Genomic DNA, 16,551 nt, shown 5'->3' with positions numbered 1-16,551 from the left:
CGGAATTGATGGAGGGGGTCAGGAGGTGGGGGTTACGGGGGCTTGGAGTTCGGTGAGCCAGTCGGGGCCGGGGGTGTGGCCGGTGGCCTCGAGGTAGACCTCGCGGGTGGGGCCGGTGACGTGGTAGCCGTCGGCGGCGATGCGCTCCATCAGCGCCATCCACGAGTCGCCGATGCCGGTCATGTCGCCGCGGTGCAGCAGCGTCGCAGCGAGCGGGACCTCCGGGAGGTCGACCACTTCGTAGCCGTCGCCGGGACGCGGCGGCGTCTCGGCCGGGTACGAGATGTGCACCTCCAGCCGCTCGTCCTCCCTGGCCTCGTACCAGAACACGGACGGCGCGAGCAGCGGACGCCCCGCGGCCTCCAGCGCCTGGTCGAGCGAGCCGATGAGTGGCCCGACCATCGGGCCGACCAGCTCGGGCCCCATCCCGGGCGCGGTGCCGCTGACGGCGTACACGGTGACCGGTTCCAGCAGGCGGTATTCGACGGGTGTGGTCATGATCTCTGTTCCTTCCAGTAGGCGGAGGCGTCGCTCCAGGCGATCGAGCCGGTTGCGGTCGTCGGCGATGCCGGCCGCGAGCTCGGCCCGGCGCTGCCGCAGCGCCGCCGTGAGGGCGGGCCGCGGGTCGTCGGATGCGAGCACGGCGGCGATCGCGTCGAGGCCGATCCCGAGCTGTCGCAGCTCGACGATCAGCAGCAGGCTCGTCAGCTGCGCGTCCGAGTACCGGCGGTAACCGCTGTGCTCGTCCACGCGCGCCGGCGGCAGCAGCCCGATGGCGTCGTAGTGCCGCAGCATCCGGACGCTCACCCGCCCGATCGCGGCGAATTCTCCGATGGTGTACATGTTGGAGGCCACGATCCAGCCTGACACGGTGTGAGGGTCAAGCGCCGTTAGGGTGAGCGCATGAGCGTCGCGCGTCGCACCCTGATCGGGGCCGGGATCGGTGTCGCCGCCCTCGGCATCCTCGGCGGGGGAACGGCGTTCGCCGTGGAGGAGCGGATCCTGCCCGGCCGCTCGGAGCTGCACCGGCTCCTGGGCCTGAACGGCACGCCCGGTCGCATTCCCGACGTCGCTCCCGGCCCGGCCGTCAGCGGTTCGTTCGTCTCCGCCGCGCGACTCGGCGCGACCGTCGGCTGGACCGTGAGCTACCCGCCGGGGTCGAAGCCGGGCGACGCCCTCCCGGTGCTGATCGCGCTGCACGGCTTCGGGGGCGACCACCGCGCGGCGTTCGGCTCCGGACTCGGGCTCGACCGCTTCCTCGCCCAGGCCGTGCAGCACGGCGCGCGCCCGTTCGCCGTCGCGTCGGCGGACGGCGGCAACACCTACTGGCATCGCCGCGCCACCGGGGAGGACGCGGGCGCGATGCTGACCGACGAGTTCGTCCCGCTCCTGGCGAAGGCCGGGCTGGACACGACGAAGGTCGCCTTCCTGGGCTGGTCGATGGGCGGCTACGGCGCCCTCCACCTCACCGGCGCGCTGGGCCCCGCGCGCGTCGCGTCGGTGGTGGCGGAGAGCCCGGCGATCTGGCACACCGCGAAGGAGGCCGCCCACGGCGCGTTCGACGGTGCAGCCGACTTCGCCGCGAACACGCCGTTCGGGCACGAGGCGGCGCTCGCCGGCATCCCGCTGCGGGTCGACTGCGGCACGGGAGACGGGTTCTGCCCGAACGTCCAGGATTACGTCGCCGGCCTCCACCCGCGGCCGGCCGGCGGCTTCACCCCGGGAGGCCACGACCTCGACTACTGGCGGCGCGAGGCGCCCGCCCAGCTCGCGTTCACCGCATCCCACTTTCCCTAACCCCCCGCGCGCGGCATATCCAATGACGAGGGGCACGTCGTTGTCACTTTCCTGGCGGAAAAGTGACAACAACGTGCCCCTCGCGTTATGGGTTACTCGCCGTCGGCGTTGCCGCTGCGGCCGTGCGTGGGCACGACCTGCGTGACGGCGCCGGAGGCCGGGTCGAGCAGCACCTCGCGCTGCTGCGGGTGCTTCCAGTCGAACAGCCCGTTCAGTGAGCCGGCGCGGGCGTCGAAGGACGCGTCGCCGATCCGGCCCGTGCCCCAGTTGTCCTCGATGAACTTCAGCGGGCTGGTCTGCTCGATCGCAGTGTGGTCGACCGTGTTCTGCGCGGCCCACGGCGAGACCACGAGGAACGGCAGGCGCTGGCTCGGGCCGCAGCGGTCCGCGTAGCCGCCCGCGATCTTCGTCTGGTTGGTGCAGACCGTGGAGTCGACGGCCGCGTCGTTCGAGCCGTTGGCCACGGTCGGCGCGACGTGGTCGTACCAGCCGTCCGAGTCGTCGTACGTGACGACAACAGCGGTGCTCTTCCAGTCCTTCGACTTCTGGAGGGCGTTGATCTCGTTGACGAGGAACTTCTGCTCGTCCAGCGGGTCGGAGTAGGCGGCGTGGCCGTCCTGGGCCTCCGGGGCCTTGAGGAACGAGACAGCCGGGAGGTTGTTCGCCGCCACGGCCTTGTCGAACGAGGTCAGGTCGTACTGGTGGTTCGCCTGGTCGGTGTGACCGATCGCCTGGGTCGACGTCGGCGGGAGGTGGTGCGGGTTCGACGTGGACTTGTAGTACGAGAACGGGTTGTGGTGCGGCGAGTAGTCCTTCGGCGTCGCGCCGCCGATGTTCGCGGTGGTCGCGTCGCACTTGGCGTAGCTGCCGGCCTGGCCGTTCCACGCGGTGGTCGGCGTGAAGCCGCCCTGGAACCAGCCCCAGCTGACGCCGCGCGAGTTGAGCAGGTCGCCGACGTTCTTGCCGGCCATGCCGACCAGCGCCGAGGTGGAGGTGTGGTCGCTGCCCGAGCAGTCGTCGTACACCGGGTCGGGGTCGCCGATCACGGTGCCGACGCCCGCGGCGTTCTTCGACACGACCGACGTGGAGGCCGGGAGGACCGCCCCGGTCTTCGGGTCGTAGGCGGTGCCGCCGTGGGTCTGGCCCGAGATCAGGTTGAGCGCGCCGGGGGTCGACGGGCCGAACGTGGTGTCCCACATGTTGTCGCTCATCGAGTAGTTCTGCGCGTAGTTCCACAGCCCGGTGACGGTGTTGCCGTCGTAATAGTCCATGACCAGGCCCGGCTGCCCGAACGCGCCGGTGCAGGTGTCGGTCTCGGTCTTCTGGACGAACATGTCCATCTTGCCGTTGTCCACCGCGGCCTGCTCGGCGGCGTACCCGTGGTTCTGGTCGCAGGTGAGGGCCTGCGACGGGGTCAGCCGCTGCGGGGCGTAGAGGTTCGGGTTGTTGGTGAGGGTCCCGCTGCTGGCGAGCGTGTTCACGGCGGGGGTTCCTGCGGCGGCGGTGAACGTCGTGCCGTCCGTGTTGGCGGCCTTCGGGTAGGTGCCGAAGTAGTGGTCGAAGGAGATGTTCTCGTCGAAGATCACGACGAGGTGCTTGATCGGGGTCTGGGTCTGGTTGGAGTGGTCGGGGGTCCCGTGGGCCGGGAACGCCGACGCGGGGGCCATGGCGAGGACGCCGGCTCCCACGAGGGTCGCCGCGCCGAGCAGCGCCAGCCCGGCCGAGGCGACCGGACGGCGGCGCAGACGAGAGAGTCTGGACACGATTTCTGCTTCCTTCTGTCGGTGGGTGTTTCCTGATGCCTCCGGCTCACGCGAGCATGCTGCGCCCGAGCCAGTCGGAGGAGTCGCGGGCTCCGGGGAGCGCGAAGTAGTAGCCGCCGCCGAACGGCCGGATGTAGTCCGTCAGCGGCTCGCCGGCGAGCCGCTTCTGCACGGCCACGAACTGCCGGTCGAGGTCCTGGTTGAAGGCGACGAAGACGAGTCCCATGTCGAGCGTGCCGTTGGCGTCGACGCCGCCGTCGTAGTTGTACGCGCGGCGCAGCATCCGCTGGCCGGCGCTCGCCGCCGTGCGCGGGTTGGCGAGGCGGATGTGGGCGTCGAGCTGGATGACGTCGCCGGTCGGGTCGTTCTCGTAGTGCGGGTCGTCGTGCTCGGCGGAGGCCGTGAGCGGCGCCCCCGTGTCGCGCCGGCGGCCGATCATGTTCTCCTGCTCGTGCAGGTTCACCCGGTCCCAGAACTCGACCAGCATCCGGATCACGCGGACGACGTGGTAGCTGCCGCCGGCGGTCCAGGAGGGCTCGCGTCCCGTCCCCTGCGCCCACACCAGCTGCTTCATCAAGGCGGCGTCGTGGACGTCCGGGTTGCTCGTGCCGTCCTTGAAGCCCATCAGGTTGCGCGGTGTGCCGCTGGGCCGCGGCGGGGAGACGAAGCCGTCCTGCCGCCAGCGCACGCCCATCCCGCCGCGGGTCGCCCGCGCGATCTCGCGGACCGCGTGCGTGACCGCGTCCCGGTCGTCCGCGCAGACCTGCAGCAGGAGGTCGCCGTCGCAGACCTCGCGGCGGAGGGAGTCGTCGGGGAACTCGTCCATGGTCCGCAACTGCGCAGGCTTGGCGGACGCGAGTCCGTAGCGGCCGTCGAAGAGGGAGGCCCCCGCCGAGAGTGTGACGGTGAGCCCGTCCGGCACGACCGTGGGGCCGAGGACGCCGGAGTCGCGCGGCGGCGCAGTCAGCCCGGGGTCGGGAGGGGTGCCTCCGGTGGTCAGGAAGCGTGCGCGCTCGGTGATCGTCTTGAGCAGGTCGGCGAGCTCGGCGCGGGAGGCCGCTGTCACGTCGAGCGCGACGAACGCGGCCGAGCGCTGCACCGGCGTGAGGATGCCCTGCTGGTGCTCGCCGTGGAATGGGACAGCTCCCGCGCGGACGGCCGGGGCCACGGCAGCCGGGTGCGCGCTCGCCGCGACGGGCGCCAGCACAGCGCCTGCACCTCCTGCCACGGCGGCCCCCGCCGCGGCGCCGGCGCCCGCGGTGAGGAAGTCCCTGCGCCCCAGCCCGGTCACGGTTCCCTCCTCGGGTCGCAGATGGCCGCGACCGGCGCGAGCAGCTCTGCCGTCTCGCTGAGCGCCGCGTCGACATGCTCGCGCTGGGCCGTGGTCAGCGCCGACAGCCGTGTCCAGGTCCCGTCGGCGCCGCGGAAGCCCTCCACGAGCTGCTGCGTCGCGGCGATCGACTGCTGCGTCGCGGCGAGCTGCGGGTAGCGCGCCGCGAGGATGTCGTGCAGCGGAGCCAGTGCCTGGGCCGCGCCGCTCAGGTTGGCGTCGATCGTGGCCAGCTCGGTGCCCGACCCGGCGTCGGCCGCGCCGGCGAGCACGTCGCGGATCGCGTCCTCCACGATCTCGTGCGCGCGCAGCCCCATGTCGCCCGGGTCGATCTGCGCCTTCGGGAATTGCGCGAGGAGGGTGTCGACGTCGGAGACGAGCGTCTGCGCCGGCCCGGCGACGGCCGCCGCCGGCGCGTCGGAGAACAACGGCGACTCGACGGCGTGGAAGCCGGTCAGTCCGTGGCCGGGCAGCCCGTCGATCGCGTCGCCGGCCGCGCCGAACGCGCCGTAGGCGGCGCCGAGCGTCTCATAGGTGGTGTGGGCGGTCAGCCAGTCGCGCTTCGCCGCCGGTAAGTCGCCCTCCTCGGCGTCGGCCGCGACGGCGGCCACCTGCTGGCGCAGGGCGGGCAGGCGCGAGGCGACCCAGGCGCCGTACGCCTTGGCCGGCGGGATGAGGTCGGCGCGGGTCACCGGCACCATCCCAGGGGTGAGCGCCGTGCCCGGCGGAGCCGGTCCGACCCGGACCGTCGGCCCGTGCGCGGGGTCGCCGTCAGCGGGGAGGCAGACGAACCGGTACCGCCCGGAGCCGATCGCCACGCGGGCGTGCGCGTGCGCGCCGGCGCCGATGCTCTCCAGGTCGAGGTAGACCTTCTTCGAGTCGACCGCCTGGAGGTACACCTCGACGCCGGCGATCGTCGGGTTGGCGACGTCGAAGGAGACCGTTCCGCCGAGCGCCCGGCCGTCGTCGGCCCAGCCGTGACCGCAGTCGTCCGCCCCGGCATTGACCTCGACCTCCGAGGAGGTCGCAGCCCGCACGGCGTCCGGCCGCGCCGCGACGGCCACGATCACGGCCACGACGACGAGGGCCGCCAGTACGCCGAAGAGCGCCGTGAGCCGGGCGCGCTGGGACATGGACGACGAGCCTCCTGAGGAGTGGACAGGAGCGAGCCTAGGAGCCGCCTGTGCGTCCCGGAGGGTGCTTCATCCGCTGTTCACCCGACCGTCACGGCCACGGCCCCGAACGGGGGGTGATCGGCGATCGTGCGCGAGCAGAACGGCTGTCCCACTGGACACCATCCGAATTGCGCGTACCGTTCGTGGATTTGGGTTCTTCAAAAGAGAGCGCGCCCATGAGACGATCGATTCATGAAGGATTCTCACGCTATTGATGTCGCTGAGCCCGCGAGCGCTCACGGCCCCGGTCGTGCGCCAGCAGGAATCCCCCTGACGATCCGCCTCGGCGAGCGCGAGTTCGCCGCCCTGGTCCGCATCGCCCGCCATCGGGAGACGACTGCGGCCGACCTGGTCGAGCAGCTCGTGCTGCACGCGCTGAGCCGCGCCGACGTCCCGCCGCCCGCGGAGTCCCACCCCGCCCGGAAGCACACCACGTATGAGGAGGCCACGGCCGGCTTCCGCGCCGACGCCGGGGTCCACACGCCTCCCGACATGTAGTCGAAGCGCCGAAGGGCACGTAAACGCCCCTAAAACGGCGTCTTAGGGGCGTTTACGTGCCCCTCGACGGGAGTAGACGCGCCCGCGGAGGCTACGCCCGCGGGTCGTAGACCGCGCTCGCACTGCGCATGATCTCGCGCATCGATGTGCCGCAAGGGACGCCGTACAGGGTGCCGGGGAAGTCGAGGCCCTGCTGTGCGCCCGGCCCGAGCGTCGCGTCCTCGGTGAGGACGGTGCTGGGCGCGACGGACGCGGTCGGGTCGATCTCGATCATGCCCTCACCCTAGGGGCCAGGCGGTCCGCCTAGAGCTCGGAGTGGCCGAGCAGGTGCACGGGGATGCCGAACGACAGCGCGACGCAGACGATCCCGGCGAAGAACACCAGCCCCTGCCAGGCGGGGAGCGTGTCCGCGAGGCCCAGCAGGAAGAGGCCCACCAGGAAGAGCACGAAGCACAGGATGAATGCGATCACATCGCCCATGCCGCAACTATCCACCCGGCCCCGGAGGTTGGCAAGAGCGGGAGCTTGGCAAGAGCAGCAGCTTGGCAAGAGCGGTCTGACAGCGCGATGCTGACCCTGTGGAAGAGAACGCGCGCCCCGGCCCGGTCCGCGCCGCGCTGCTCTTCGTCCGCAAGGCCGGCGTGCTCCTCGCCGACTACGAGTATGTCCTCCGGCATCAGCTCCGGGCGAACTTCGACCACGACCCTCCCGAGGCGCTCGTCGACGAGGCCGGGGAGGGCGCGCCCATCGTGCTGCTGCCCGGCATCTACGAGACCTGGCGGTTCCTGCACCCGCTGGCGCGCCGCCTCCACGCCGCCGGCCATCCCGTGCACGTCGTCACGTCCCTGGGGCACATGGGCATGTCGCTCGCGGAGGCCGCCGACCAGGTGGAGCACTACCTGCGCGAGCAGCACCTGAGCGGTGTGACGGTCGTCGCGCACAGCAAGGGCGGCCTCGTCGCCCGCCTGCTGCTCGGGAGGCCGGACGCGTCGGCGCGCATCCGCCGCGTGGTCGCGATCGCCACGCCGTTCAACGGCTCGCCGCTCGCGGCGTTGGTGCCGTTCCCGGCCGTGCGCGCGCTGCGGCCCGGCCACCCCGAGCTGGTGCAGCTGGCGGGCGACGGCGCCGACGTCGGCCGCGTCGTGTCGATCTGGGGCTGGTACGACCCGCACATCCCGGGAGGCTGCGCGCTGCCGGGCGCGCGCAACCTCCGGATGCCGGTCGGCGGCCACTTCCGCATCCTCGGCAGCCCGGCCGTTCTGGCGCTCGTGGACGAACTCACAAGTGAATGAAATCCCGGGTGAGGGCCCTGGTGCGCGCTCGCCGCGCGCGGTTATTCTCGCCTCGTGACGCGGCCCGCAGCAACGGGCGGACCGCAGAGGGGGAGAACGACATGACGCGAACGATCCGGCACGCACCGGTTCGTCTCATCGGCGGTGGCTTCGCAACAGCGGCGGCTCTCGCCCTCCTCGCCGGCTGTGCCGGCACCCCGAGCGGCGCGGCGCTCGTCGGCACCTGGGGCTCGACGGCCGCGTCGCAGCCGAACCTCACGATCGAGAACGACGGCGCCTTCTCCGGCACGGACGGCTGCAACCGTCTGAGCGGCAAGGGCTCCGTCGACGGCGACACCATCACTTTCGGCCCGATCGCCAGCACCCTGATGGCGTGCCAGGGGGTCGACGAGTGGCTGGCGAAGGCGTCCAGCGGGACGGCGAAGGGCAGCGCCCTGGTCGTCTACGACATCAGCGGCAACGAGATCGGAAAGCTCGACAAGTCGAACTGATCCGCTGCCGATAGACAGGCGCCGCCGACCCGTGGCGGAGCCGAGGCAGAGAGGGGCGGCGCATGGCGCGGCTCGAGTCAGACATCCAGACGGCGAGCGGTGACACCCGGCTCGCCCCCGCCTACACCGGCCGCCTGTCGCGGAAGAGCCCTCCGGCCACCCTGCCGGACGACGCCACCGACCCGGCGAGCACATACCGGCTGCTCCACGACGAGCTGCTGCTCGACGGCAGCTCGCGGCTCAACCTCGCCACCTTCGTCACGACGTGGATGGACCCGGAGGCCGAGATCCTGATGGCCGAGGCGTTCGACAAGAACATGATCGACAAGGACGAGTACCCGGCGACCGCGGCGATGGAGCGCCGCTGCGTGTCCATCGTCGCCGACCTGTTCCACGCCGAGCCCGGCGAGCCGACCGGGGCCGCGACGATCGGGTCGAGCGAGGCCGTCATGCTCGGGGGCCTGGCGCTCAAGTGGCGCTGGCGCGCCAGGCGGGCAGGGGTCTCGGGAGGCTCCGAGCCGGGAGGCGTGCCCAACCTGGTCCTCGGGTCGAACGTGCAGGTCGTCTGGGAGAAGTTCTGCCGCTACTTCGAGGTGGAGCCGCGGTACCTGCCGGTCGCCAAGGGCCGGTACGTCATCACGCCGGAGCAAGTCACGGCGGCGGTCGACGAGAACACGATCGGCGTCGTCGGCATCCTCGGCACCACCTATACCGGCGAGCTGGAGCCGATTGCGGCGATCTGCGACGCACTCGACGCCCTCGCGGCATTGGGCGGGCCCGACGTGCCCGTGCATGTGGACGCGGCGAGCGGAGGCTTCGTCGTCCCGTTCCTGCACCCGCACCTGGAGTGGGACTTCCGCCTCCCGCGGGTGGTGTCGATCAACGTCAGCGGGCACAAGTACGGGCTCACCTATCCCGGGATCGGGTTCGTGGTGTGGCGGTCGGCGGAGCACCTGCCGGAGGACCTGGTGTTCCGGGTGAACTACCTCGGCGGCGACATGCCCACGTTCACGCTGAACTTCTCCCGCCCCGGCAACCAGATCGTCGGCCAGTACTACAACTTCGTGCGGCTCGGCCGCGCCGGGTTCACCGCGATCATGGAGGCGCTGCGCGACACGGCGCTGCTCATCTCGAAGGGCCTCGCCGAGGACCCGGCGATCGAGGTCATCACGGACGGCTCCGCCATCCCGGTCATCTCGTTCGCGCTGAAGGACGGCACGCCGTTCACGGTCTTCCAGGTGTCGCACGAGCTGCGCGCCCGAGGCTGGCAGGTGCCCGCCTACACGATGCCGGACGACGCGACCGACGTCGCCGTGCTGCGGATCGTGGTGCGCGACGGCTTCAACGCCGACCTCGCCGAGGACCTCGTGAACGACATCCGCGCGGTGGTCGCCGAGCTGGGGGAGCAGGCGGAGAAGGCCGGGGCGACCGCGGTCGCAGCGAAGGCGACGGAGTCCGCGCGCACGCGGACGCACTTCGCGCACTAGCGAGCCGGCGTGAGCGACGGAGGAGGCGGCGGGGAGCGGAGGAGGCTCCTGCTCTCCGACGCCTCCTTCGCGGTCGGCGCGGCGTGCTTCGCGTTCGCCGCGCTGCCGTCGGTCGCGGCCGCGCTGGGTGCGATCGTCACGAATGTGGTGTTCGTGGTCGGCTCGGTGTTCTTCACGCTCGGCGCGGGGCTGGCCCTCGGCGTCCCGAACCGGAGCTCGTCCGTCATCCAGTTCGTCGGGACGCTGTTCTTCAACGCGAGCACGACGATCGCGCTCGCCGCGGCGGTCCCCGCGGGCGCTGCCGGCGGCACGGGCTGGCGGCCGGACGCCTACGGGTCGATCTGCTTCCTGGTCTCCAGCCTGATCGCCGTGGTGGCGGTCGCCCGGCAACGCGGGTCGCGGCGGGATGGCGCCGGCGCCGTGCTCAACCTGCTCGGCTCCGTGCTGTTCGGCTTCGCGGCGGTCGGTGCCTTCGAGCTGCCCGGCACCGACACCCTGCTCAGCCCGTTCTGGACGGGCGTCGGCACGGTCGGCGGCGCGGTGTGCTTCCTCGTCGCCGCCGTGCTCGGCCTGCTGCCCGCGCCCGCCGCTCAGCGGGCGGCGACGGCCTCGAAGTAGGAGCCGGCGGCGAAGTCCTCCAGCAGGGTCGGCCCGCTCGGCGCCCAGCCATAGCGCTCGCGGGTGAGCGCGCTGGAGGCAGGGATGTCCATCCCGAAGAACCGGCCGATCCAGCCGAAGTGCGCGTCCACGTCCTCCGGCGCGATGGACTCCACGGGCAGGCCGAGCCCCTCGCCGATCGCCGCCGCGATGTCGCGCGCAGGGATGCCCTCCTCGCCGACCGCGTGCACCCGCGCCGCCGGGGTGGCCTGCTCCAGCGCGAGCCGGACCAGGCGTCCGGCGTCGAGCCGGTGGACGGCCGGCCAGCGGTTGGACCCGTCGTCCACGTACCCGGCGACGCCCTTCTCGCGGGCGATGCGGACCAGCTCGGCGCTGAAGCCGTGGTCGCCGCGGCCGTGGACGGTCGGCGAGAACCGCAGCGCGACCGGCCGCACACCGCGGTCGGCGTACTCGAACGCGAACGCCTCGCCGCCGCCGCGCGGGGCGTCGGGGCCGACGTAGGGCGAGGGCACATCCTCCGTCAACAGCTCGCCTGGACGCGCCACGATTCCGGACGCGAACAGGAACGGCCGGTCGGAGCCGGCGAGCTCGTCGCCGATCGTGGCGACCACGGCGCGCTCGGTGCGGCCGGCGCCGGCGTAGTCGGAGAAGTCGTGCTTGAAGCCGAGGTGGATGACCGCGTCGGACGCCGCGGCGCCGGAGCGGATGCTCTCCAGGTCGTCGAGCGAGCCGGCGACGGCGGTCGCGCCGGTGGCGCGGATGCGCTCGGCGGACGCCTCCGAGCGGGCGAGGCCGGTCACCTGGTGACCGGCGGCGAGGAGTTCGGGGACGACGGCGGAGCCGATCCAGCCGGATGCTCCAGTGACGAAGACGCGCATGGGGATGACCTCCCGAGTCATGGGATCGTTGCGGGTGTCGATGATGTCAGTGACTGTCGTCAGTGACTGACATCACGATAGCACCGATGTCAGCAACTGTCATCACCGGGCCGGAACCGGCTACACTCGTCCCGTGGGACGCTGGACACCGGACGCGCGCGGCCGCCTGGAGAGGGCGGCCATCGAGCTGTACGCCGAGCGCGGCTTCGAGGGGACCACGGTCGCCGACATCGCCGAGCGCGCGGGCGTCACCGAGCGCACCTTCTTCCGCCACTACGCCGACAAGCGCGAGGTGCTCTTCGCCGGATCGACCGTGATGCAGGAGGCCGTGCTCGCCGCCATCGCCGCCGCGCCCTCCGATGCGCCGCCGTTCGCGGTGGCCGCCGCCGGGATGCGGGCGGCCGCGGCGCTGATCGACAGCCGCGGTGCGGACTTCCCGCGCCGCCGCTCGGCCGTCATCGCCGCGAACCCGAGCCTGCAGGAGCGGGAGCTGCTCAAGCTGGCATCGCTCGCCGCCGCGTCGGGGGAGGCCCTGCGCGCCCGCGGCGTCCGGGAGCCCGCGGCCAGCCTCGCCGGGCAGGCCGCAGTGGGTGCGTTCCACGTCGGCTTCGCCCAGTGGATCGCCGGCCCCGCAGACGCGACGCTGGCCTCCCACGTCGACGAGGCGCTCGCGACGCTCCCGACCCTCGCCTAGCCGTCCACGGGGGACGCAACACGCCGCCACGCGTCGCGGACAGCGGCATGTCGCGACCCCTCTGTGGGCCTAGCCGAGCACGCGGTCGATCGCGGCCAGCTCGTCGGCCTCCAGCGCCGGCGCGTGCACCGCGCCGAGGTTCTGCTCCAGCTGTGCCACACTGCTCGCCCCGACGATCGCGGACACCACCACCGGGTTCCGCAGCACCCACTGCAGCGCGAGCTGCGCCAGGCTCTGCCCGCGCCCTGCCGCGATGTCGTTGAGCGCGCGCACCTTCGTCAGCACGCCCTCGGTCAGGTCCGACTCGTGCAGGAACACGCTCGTGACCGCACGCGAACCCTCCGGCACACCGTTCAGGTACCGGTCGGTCAGCATCCCCTGGGCCAGCGGGGAGAACACGATCGCGGCGGCGCCCGCGGCCTCCACCGCGGCCAGGGCGCCGTCCTCCACATGCCGGTCGAACATCGAGTAGCGCGGCTGGTGCAGCAGCAGCGGGGTCCCGGCGTCGGCGAGCAGTGCCGCCGCCGCAGTGGTCTGCGCCGGGTCGTAGTTCGAGACGCCGGTGTAGAGCGCCTTGCCCTGGGCGACGGCGGTCGTCAGCGCGCCCATCGTCTCCTCGAGCGGCGTCTGCGGGTCAGGTCGGTGGTGGTAGAACGCGTCCACGTACTCCAGGCCCAGCCGGCGCAGGCTCTGGTCGAGCGACGACAGCAGGTACTTGCGCGAGCCGAAGTCGCCGTACGGCCCCGGCCACATCAGGTAGCCGGCCTTGGTCGACACCACGATCTCGTCCCGGTACGCCTTCAGGTCGGTGGCGAGGATGCGGCCGAAGAACTCCTCGGCGGCGCCGGGAGGCGGCCCGTAGTTGTTCGCGAGGTCGAAGTGCGTCACGCCCAGGTCGAAGGCGCGCAGCACGATGGCGCGCTGAGTGTCGAACGACCGCGCCGTGCCGAAGTTCTGCCACAGCCCGAGCGAGAGCGGCGGGAGCTGGAGGCCGCTGCGTCCCGCGCGGCGGTAGGGCATCGAGTCGTAGCGCGCCGGATCGGCGACGAAAGGAGTGGGCATGGGGCCAGCCTAGAGGGCGCGCCCACCGCTACCTTTGCCCTGTGAGCGGGGTGACCGGAGGCCGGATCGCGCGGGTGGCGTCGCGCGTGTCCACGATCGAGCTGCTCTTCGACCTGGTGTTCGTGTTCACCATCGGGCAGCTCACCGCCGTCATCGTGCAGCATCCCGGCGTCGAGTCGGTCGTGCGCGCCGCCGCCATCCTCGCGGTCGTCTGGTGGATGTACGACGCGTTCGCCTGGCTCACCAACCAGGCCGTGCCCGACACCGTCCCGGTCAGGCTGCTGCTGATCGCGGCGATGGCCGCGTTCCTGGTGCTGTCGCTCGCCATCCCGGACGTGTTCACCGGGTCGGGCGTGCTGTTCGGGGTCGCCTACCTGACGGTCGTGATCATCCACGCGGGGCTGTTCATCGCCCGGGGAGGCCGCGGCTCGGTGCGGGTGATGCTGCGCGTCGGGCCGCTGAACGCTCTCGCGGCGCTGCTGCTGATCGCCTCCGGGTACGCGACCGGCTGGCTGGAGTGGGCGCTGTTCCTCGCGCCGCTCGCGCTGTTCCTGGTGGGCGGGCTGCTGGCGCGGTCGAGTCCGTTCGCACTCGGTGCCTCGCACTTCGTGGAGCGGCACGGCCTCCTGATGATCATCGCGTTCGGCGAGTCCATCGTGTCGGTCGGCGCCGGGCTGAGCGCGTCGGGGCTCCGCCCGCAGGTGGTCCTCGGCGCGGTGGCCACGGTCGCCATGGTCGCGGCGCTGTGGTGGTGCTACTTCTCCGGCGACGACGAGCGGGCCGAGCAGTCGTTCGGGAGGGCGTCCGGACGGCGTGGCACGACGCTCGCCCTCACCGCGTACTACCTCGCGCACTTCGTGATGCTGTTCGGCCTCGTCGGCGTCGCTGCCGGCCTCCATCTCTCGCTGGAGGACGCCTTCGCGCCGGTCACGCCGGCCGCGGCCTGGCTGCTCTCCGGCGGTGTCGCCGTCTACCTCGTCGGCGACGCGGAGTACCGCCGCGAGCTGCGGCTGGGGCCGTGGGCGTACCGGCTCATCGGAGCTGCGGGCGCGCTCGTGGCCGGCCTCCTCGCGGCGTGGATGCTGCCCCTGCGGGCGGGCGAGCTGCCCGGCATCGCGCTCATCGCCGCGCTCATCGCCATCGTCGTCCTCGTCCTGGTGGCCGAGCGCTCCCGGCGCTGAGCGCCGCCCCGCACCGAGCATCGGGGGGACGCAACACGCCGCCTCCCGCGCGACGACGCGGCGTGTTGCGTCCCCTCGTTTCGCGGGACGGGTGTCCGCGGTGGTGAGTAGCATGCGGAACATGGACACGATCGAGTGGCTCCTCGACTCCGACCCGAGCATCCGCTGGCAGGTGCTCCGCGACCTCGCCGGCGCCTCTGACGAGACCGTCGCCGCCGAGCGCGACCGCGTCGCGACCGAGGGCTGGGGCGCGAGGCTCCTCGACGCCCAAGGGCCGGACGGCCGCTGGGACGGCGGCGTCTACCGGCCGGGATGGGCACAGGAGGACCGCCCGTTCTTCGACGCGTGGACCGCCACCCACTTCACCCTGCAGCAGCTCGCCGACTTCGGCGTCGACCCCGCGCACCCGCGTGCGCTGGAGGCCGTCTCCCATGTGCGCGACCACGTCCGCTGGGATCACGCCGGCGAGCCCTACTTCGAGGGCGAGACCGAGCCGTGCATCAACGGCGTGGTGCTGGCGCTCGCCGCCTACTTCGGCCAGGACGGCTCGAACGCCGCCGCCACGCTCGCCGGCGGCCGGCTCGACGACGGCGCCTGGAACTGCTGGGCCGAGTACGGCGCGCGGGTCTCGTCGTTCCACTCCACCATCTGCGCGGTGGAGGGCCTCGGCTCCTGGAACGCGACCGGCCGGGGCGACACGGCGACGGCCGACGCGCAGCGCACCGGCGAGGAGTACCTCCTGGCGCGCGGCCTGTTCCGCCGGCTGAGCACCGGCGAGGTGGCCGACCCGCGGATGACGATGCTCAGCAACCCGGTGCGCTGGTTCCACGACATCCTGCGCGGCCTGGAGCACTTCCGCGCCGTCGACCGCCGCGACCCGCGTCTCGCGGAGGCGGTGGCGCTGCTGCGCGGCAAGGCCGACGCCGACGGGCTCTGGAGCCTGGAGAACCGGCACGAAGGCCCGGCCTGGTTCGATTTCGGCGACAACGAGGGGATGCCGAGCCGCTGGATCACCCTGCGGGCGCTGCGCGTGCTGCGCTGGTGGGACGCCGGCTCGGCCTAGCGACTACGCCGACGCGGCCTCCGCCATGTGGTCCTTCGGCAGGCGGCGCACCTTGGTGCGGCGCTTCCGCCGGTCCGGGATCATCGAGCGCATCTCCTCCAGCTTGCCGAAGCAGAGCAGCCGGTCGCCCGCCTGCAGCTCCACGCCGCTGCGGGGGTTCGGGATGACGTTGGCGCCGCGGTGCAGCGTGAGCACCGTGATGTCGCGGTCCCACAGCCCGGACTCCTTGATCGTCTTGCCGATCAGGTCCGCGTCGCCGTGCACGAGCAGCTCGGCCACGCCGTAGCCGCGCGAGACGGTCAGCCGCTGGCGCACGTCGATCTCCGGGAACGCCACCTGGTTGGAGATGAAGTCGATGATCGCGCCCGCGACGTCGAGGCCGGTCGCGCGCTCGATCCCCTCCAGGCCCGGCGAGGAGTTGACCTCCATCACCAGCGGACCGCCGTGGCCCTCCAGCATGTCGACGCCGGCCACGCGGAGACCCATGATCTGGGCCGACCGCACCGCGGCCTCCTCGTACTCCGGCGTCAGCTCGACCTTCTCGACCGTGCCGCCGCGGTGGACGTTGGAGCGGAACTCGTCGCCGCTCGCCACCCGCCGCATCGCCGCGACCACCCGGTCGCCGACGACGAGCGCGCGGATGTCGCGGCCGCGGCTCTCCGAGATGAAGCTCTGGATGAGCACGTTCTGCTTGGTCGAGTGCAGCGTCTCCACGATCGACTCGGCGATCTTCGCCTCCGGGGCGAGGATGACGCCGATGCCCTGGGTGCCCTCCAGCAGCTTGATGACGACGGGCGCGCCGCCGACCTGCTCGATCGCCATCCGCACGTCGGCGCGGCTGTTCACGAAGGTGGTCGCCGGCATCCCGATGTTGTGCCGCGACAGGATCTGGTTGGCCCGCAGCTTGTCACGAGAGTTGGTGATGCCGTTCGCCGTGTTGGGCGTGTAGACGTCCATCTGCTCGAACTGACGCACGACGGCCGTGCCGTAGTAGGTGATCGAGTTGCCGATGCGCGGCAGGACGGCGTCGTAGTCGGATAGTAGCCGGCCGCGGTACTGCAGGTCGGGCTCGGGGCCGGAGAGGTCGATCGCGAAACGGAGGGTGTTGAGCACCTTCACGGTGTGGCCGCGGTCGCGCGCGGCCGCACGCAGCCGCTGGGTCGAGTACGCGTGCGGAGCGCGGGAGAGGATGGCGAGCTTCATCGATGGATCCTGCAAAGAT

General features: G+C 72.2%; 18 protein-coding genes. 9 read left to right on the top strand and 9 right to left on the bottom strand.

Translation table 11 applies throughout. The annotated features are described in order from the left end of the window. Window positions 1-18: 18 nt before the first annotated feature. Window positions 19-870, bottom strand: coding sequence for a MerR family transcriptional regulator (locus tag ACFRFH_RS05050; RefSeq protein WP_382461912.1), 852 nt, complete (start codon window positions 868-870; stop codon window positions 19-21). Between the two features lie 33 nt (window positions 871-903). On the opposite strand from ACFRFH_RS05050, the gene ACFRFH_RS05045 reads away from it, so the two are divergent. Next, window positions 904-1,797 (top strand): alpha/beta hydrolase, encoded by an 894-nt coding sequence (locus ACFRFH_RS05045; RefSeq protein WP_382461911.1) that lies wholly within the window; start codon window positions 904-906, stop codon window positions 1,795-1,797. Between the two features lie 92 nt (window positions 1,798-1,889). On the opposite strand, the gene ACFRFH_RS05040 is transcribed toward ACFRFH_RS05045, so the two are convergent. The 3 genes from ACFRFH_RS05040 to ACFRFH_RS05030 are packed head-to-tail and all read right to left on the bottom strand — an operon-like array spanning window position 1,890 to window position 6,023. Continuing rightward, window positions 1,890-3,560, bottom strand: a complete 1,671-nt coding sequence (locus ACFRFH_RS05040) for a phospholipase C (RefSeq protein WP_382461910.1) — start codon at window positions 3,558-3,560, stop codon at window positions 1,890-1,892. A 46-nt stretch (window positions 3,561-3,606) separates the two neighbouring features. Continuing rightward, complete coding sequence (efeB, locus tag ACFRFH_RS05035) at window positions 3,607-4,851, bottom strand: iron uptake transporter deferrochelatase/peroxidase subunit (RefSeq protein ID WP_382461909.1); 1,245 nt, start codon at window positions 4,849-4,851, stop codon at window positions 3,607-3,609. Further along, the gene (locus ACFRFH_RS05030) at window positions 4,848-6,023 is read right to left on the bottom strand and encodes an imelysin family protein (RefSeq protein WP_382461908.1); all 1,176 of its coding nucleotides are present in this window, start codon (window positions 6,021-6,023) and stop codon (window positions 4,848-4,850) included. The genes efeB and ACFRFH_RS05030 overlap by 4 nt, the downstream gene beginning before the upstream one ends. 234 nt (window positions 6,024-6,257) lie before the next feature. Here ACFRFH_RS05030 and ACFRFH_RS05025 point away from each other — a divergent pair, with 234 nt between their 5' ends. Further along, window positions 6,258-6,563 (top strand): hypothetical protein, encoded by a 306-nt coding sequence (locus ACFRFH_RS05025; RefSeq protein ID WP_382458678.1) that lies wholly within the window; start codon window positions 6,258-6,260, stop codon window positions 6,561-6,563. A 91-nt stretch (window positions 6,564-6,654) separates the two neighbouring features. Here ACFRFH_RS05025 and ACFRFH_RS05020 read toward each other — a convergent pair whose 3' ends face one another. After that, window positions 6,655-6,837, bottom strand: a complete 183-nt coding sequence (locus ACFRFH_RS05020) for a hypothetical protein (protein ID WP_382461907.1) — start codon at window positions 6,835-6,837, stop codon at window positions 6,655-6,657. Window positions 6,838-6,866: 29 nt separating this feature from the next. Next, window positions 6,867-7,043: a hypothetical protein gene (locus ACFRFH_RS05015; RefSeq protein WP_345838911.1), complete on the bottom strand. Its 177-nt coding sequence runs from the start codon at window positions 7,041-7,043 to the stop codon at window positions 6,867-6,869. Between the two features lie 98 nt (window positions 7,044-7,141). Here ACFRFH_RS05015 and ACFRFH_RS05010 point away from each other — a divergent pair, with 98 nt between their 5' ends. The 4 genes from ACFRFH_RS05010 to ACFRFH_RS04995 all read left to right on the top strand — a co-directional run bounded on the left by ACFRFH_RS05010 (window position 7,142) and on the right by ACFRFH_RS04995 (window position 10,451). Then, window positions 7,142-7,855, top strand: coding sequence for an esterase/lipase family protein (locus ACFRFH_RS05010; protein WP_382461906.1), 714 nt, complete (start codon window positions 7,142-7,144; stop codon window positions 7,853-7,855). Between the two features lie 101 nt (window positions 7,856-7,956). After that, complete coding sequence (locus ACFRFH_RS05005; RefSeq protein ID WP_382461905.1) at window positions 7,957-8,346, top strand: META domain-containing protein; 390 nt, start codon at window positions 7,957-7,959, stop codon at window positions 8,344-8,346. 62 nt (window positions 8,347-8,408) lie between these two features. Continuing rightward, window positions 8,409-9,833 (top strand): glutamate decarboxylase, encoded by a 1,425-nt coding sequence (locus ACFRFH_RS05000; RefSeq protein WP_382461904.1) that lies wholly within the window; start codon window positions 8,409-8,411, stop codon window positions 9,831-9,833. 9 nt (window positions 9,834-9,842) lie between these two features. After that, window positions 9,843-10,451, top strand: a complete 609-nt coding sequence (locus tag ACFRFH_RS04995; RefSeq protein WP_382461903.1) for a hypothetical protein — start codon at window positions 9,843-9,845, stop codon at window positions 10,449-10,451. On the opposite strand, the gene ACFRFH_RS04990 is transcribed toward ACFRFH_RS04995, so the two are convergent. Then, on the bottom strand, window positions 10,424-11,350 hold the full coding sequence (locus tag ACFRFH_RS04990) for an SDR family oxidoreductase (RefSeq protein ID WP_382461902.1): 927 nt from the start codon (window positions 11,348-11,350) through the stop codon (window positions 10,424-10,426). The two genes, ACFRFH_RS04995 and ACFRFH_RS04990, sit on opposite strands and share 28 nt — an antisense overlap. A gap of 112 nt (window positions 11,351-11,462) precedes the next feature. Here ACFRFH_RS04990 and ACFRFH_RS04985 point away from each other — a divergent pair, with 112 nt between their 5' ends. Beyond that, on the top strand, window positions 11,463-12,023 hold the full coding sequence (locus ACFRFH_RS04985; RefSeq protein ID WP_382461901.1) for a TetR family transcriptional regulator: 561 nt from the start codon (window positions 11,463-11,465) through the stop codon (window positions 12,021-12,023). A gap of 69 nt (window positions 12,024-12,092) precedes the next feature. On the opposite strand, the gene ACFRFH_RS04980 is transcribed toward ACFRFH_RS04985, so the two are convergent. After that, complete coding sequence (locus ACFRFH_RS04980) at window positions 12,093-13,085, bottom strand: aldo/keto reductase (RefSeq protein ID WP_382461900.1); 993 nt, start codon at window positions 13,083-13,085, stop codon at window positions 12,093-12,095. A 41-nt stretch (window positions 13,086-13,126) separates the two neighbouring features. On the opposite strand from ACFRFH_RS04980, the gene ACFRFH_RS04975 reads away from it, so the two are divergent. Then, window positions 13,127-14,266 carry a low temperature requirement protein A gene (locus ACFRFH_RS04975; RefSeq protein WP_382461899.1) on the top strand — a complete coding sequence of 380 codons (1,140 nt, stop codon included), beginning with the start codon at window positions 13,127-13,129 and terminating at the stop codon, window positions 14,264-14,266. Between the two features lie 121 nt (window positions 14,267-14,387). Continuing rightward, entirely contained in the window at window positions 14,388-15,329 is a 942-nt protein-coding gene (locus ACFRFH_RS04970) for a hypothetical protein (protein WP_382461898.1), read from the top strand. 3 nt (window positions 15,330-15,332) lie between these two features. On the opposite strand, the gene rimK is transcribed toward ACFRFH_RS04970, so the two are convergent. Continuing rightward, window positions 15,333-16,532 (bottom strand): 30S ribosomal protein S6--L-glutamate ligase, encoded by a 1,200-nt coding sequence (rimK, locus tag ACFRFH_RS04965; RefSeq protein WP_382461897.1) that lies wholly within the window; start codon window positions 16,530-16,532, stop codon window positions 15,333-15,335. Window positions 16,533-16,551: the final 19 nt, after the last annotated feature.

Source organism: Leifsonia sp. NPDC056824, from assembly GCF_042789575.1.
Classification (GTDB): domain Bacteria; phylum Actinomycetota; class Actinomycetes; order Actinomycetales; family Microbacteriaceae; genus Leifsonia.
Note: the sequence above shows the minus strand (reverse complement) of the source record. Positions and strands in the feature narration are given on the sequence as shown.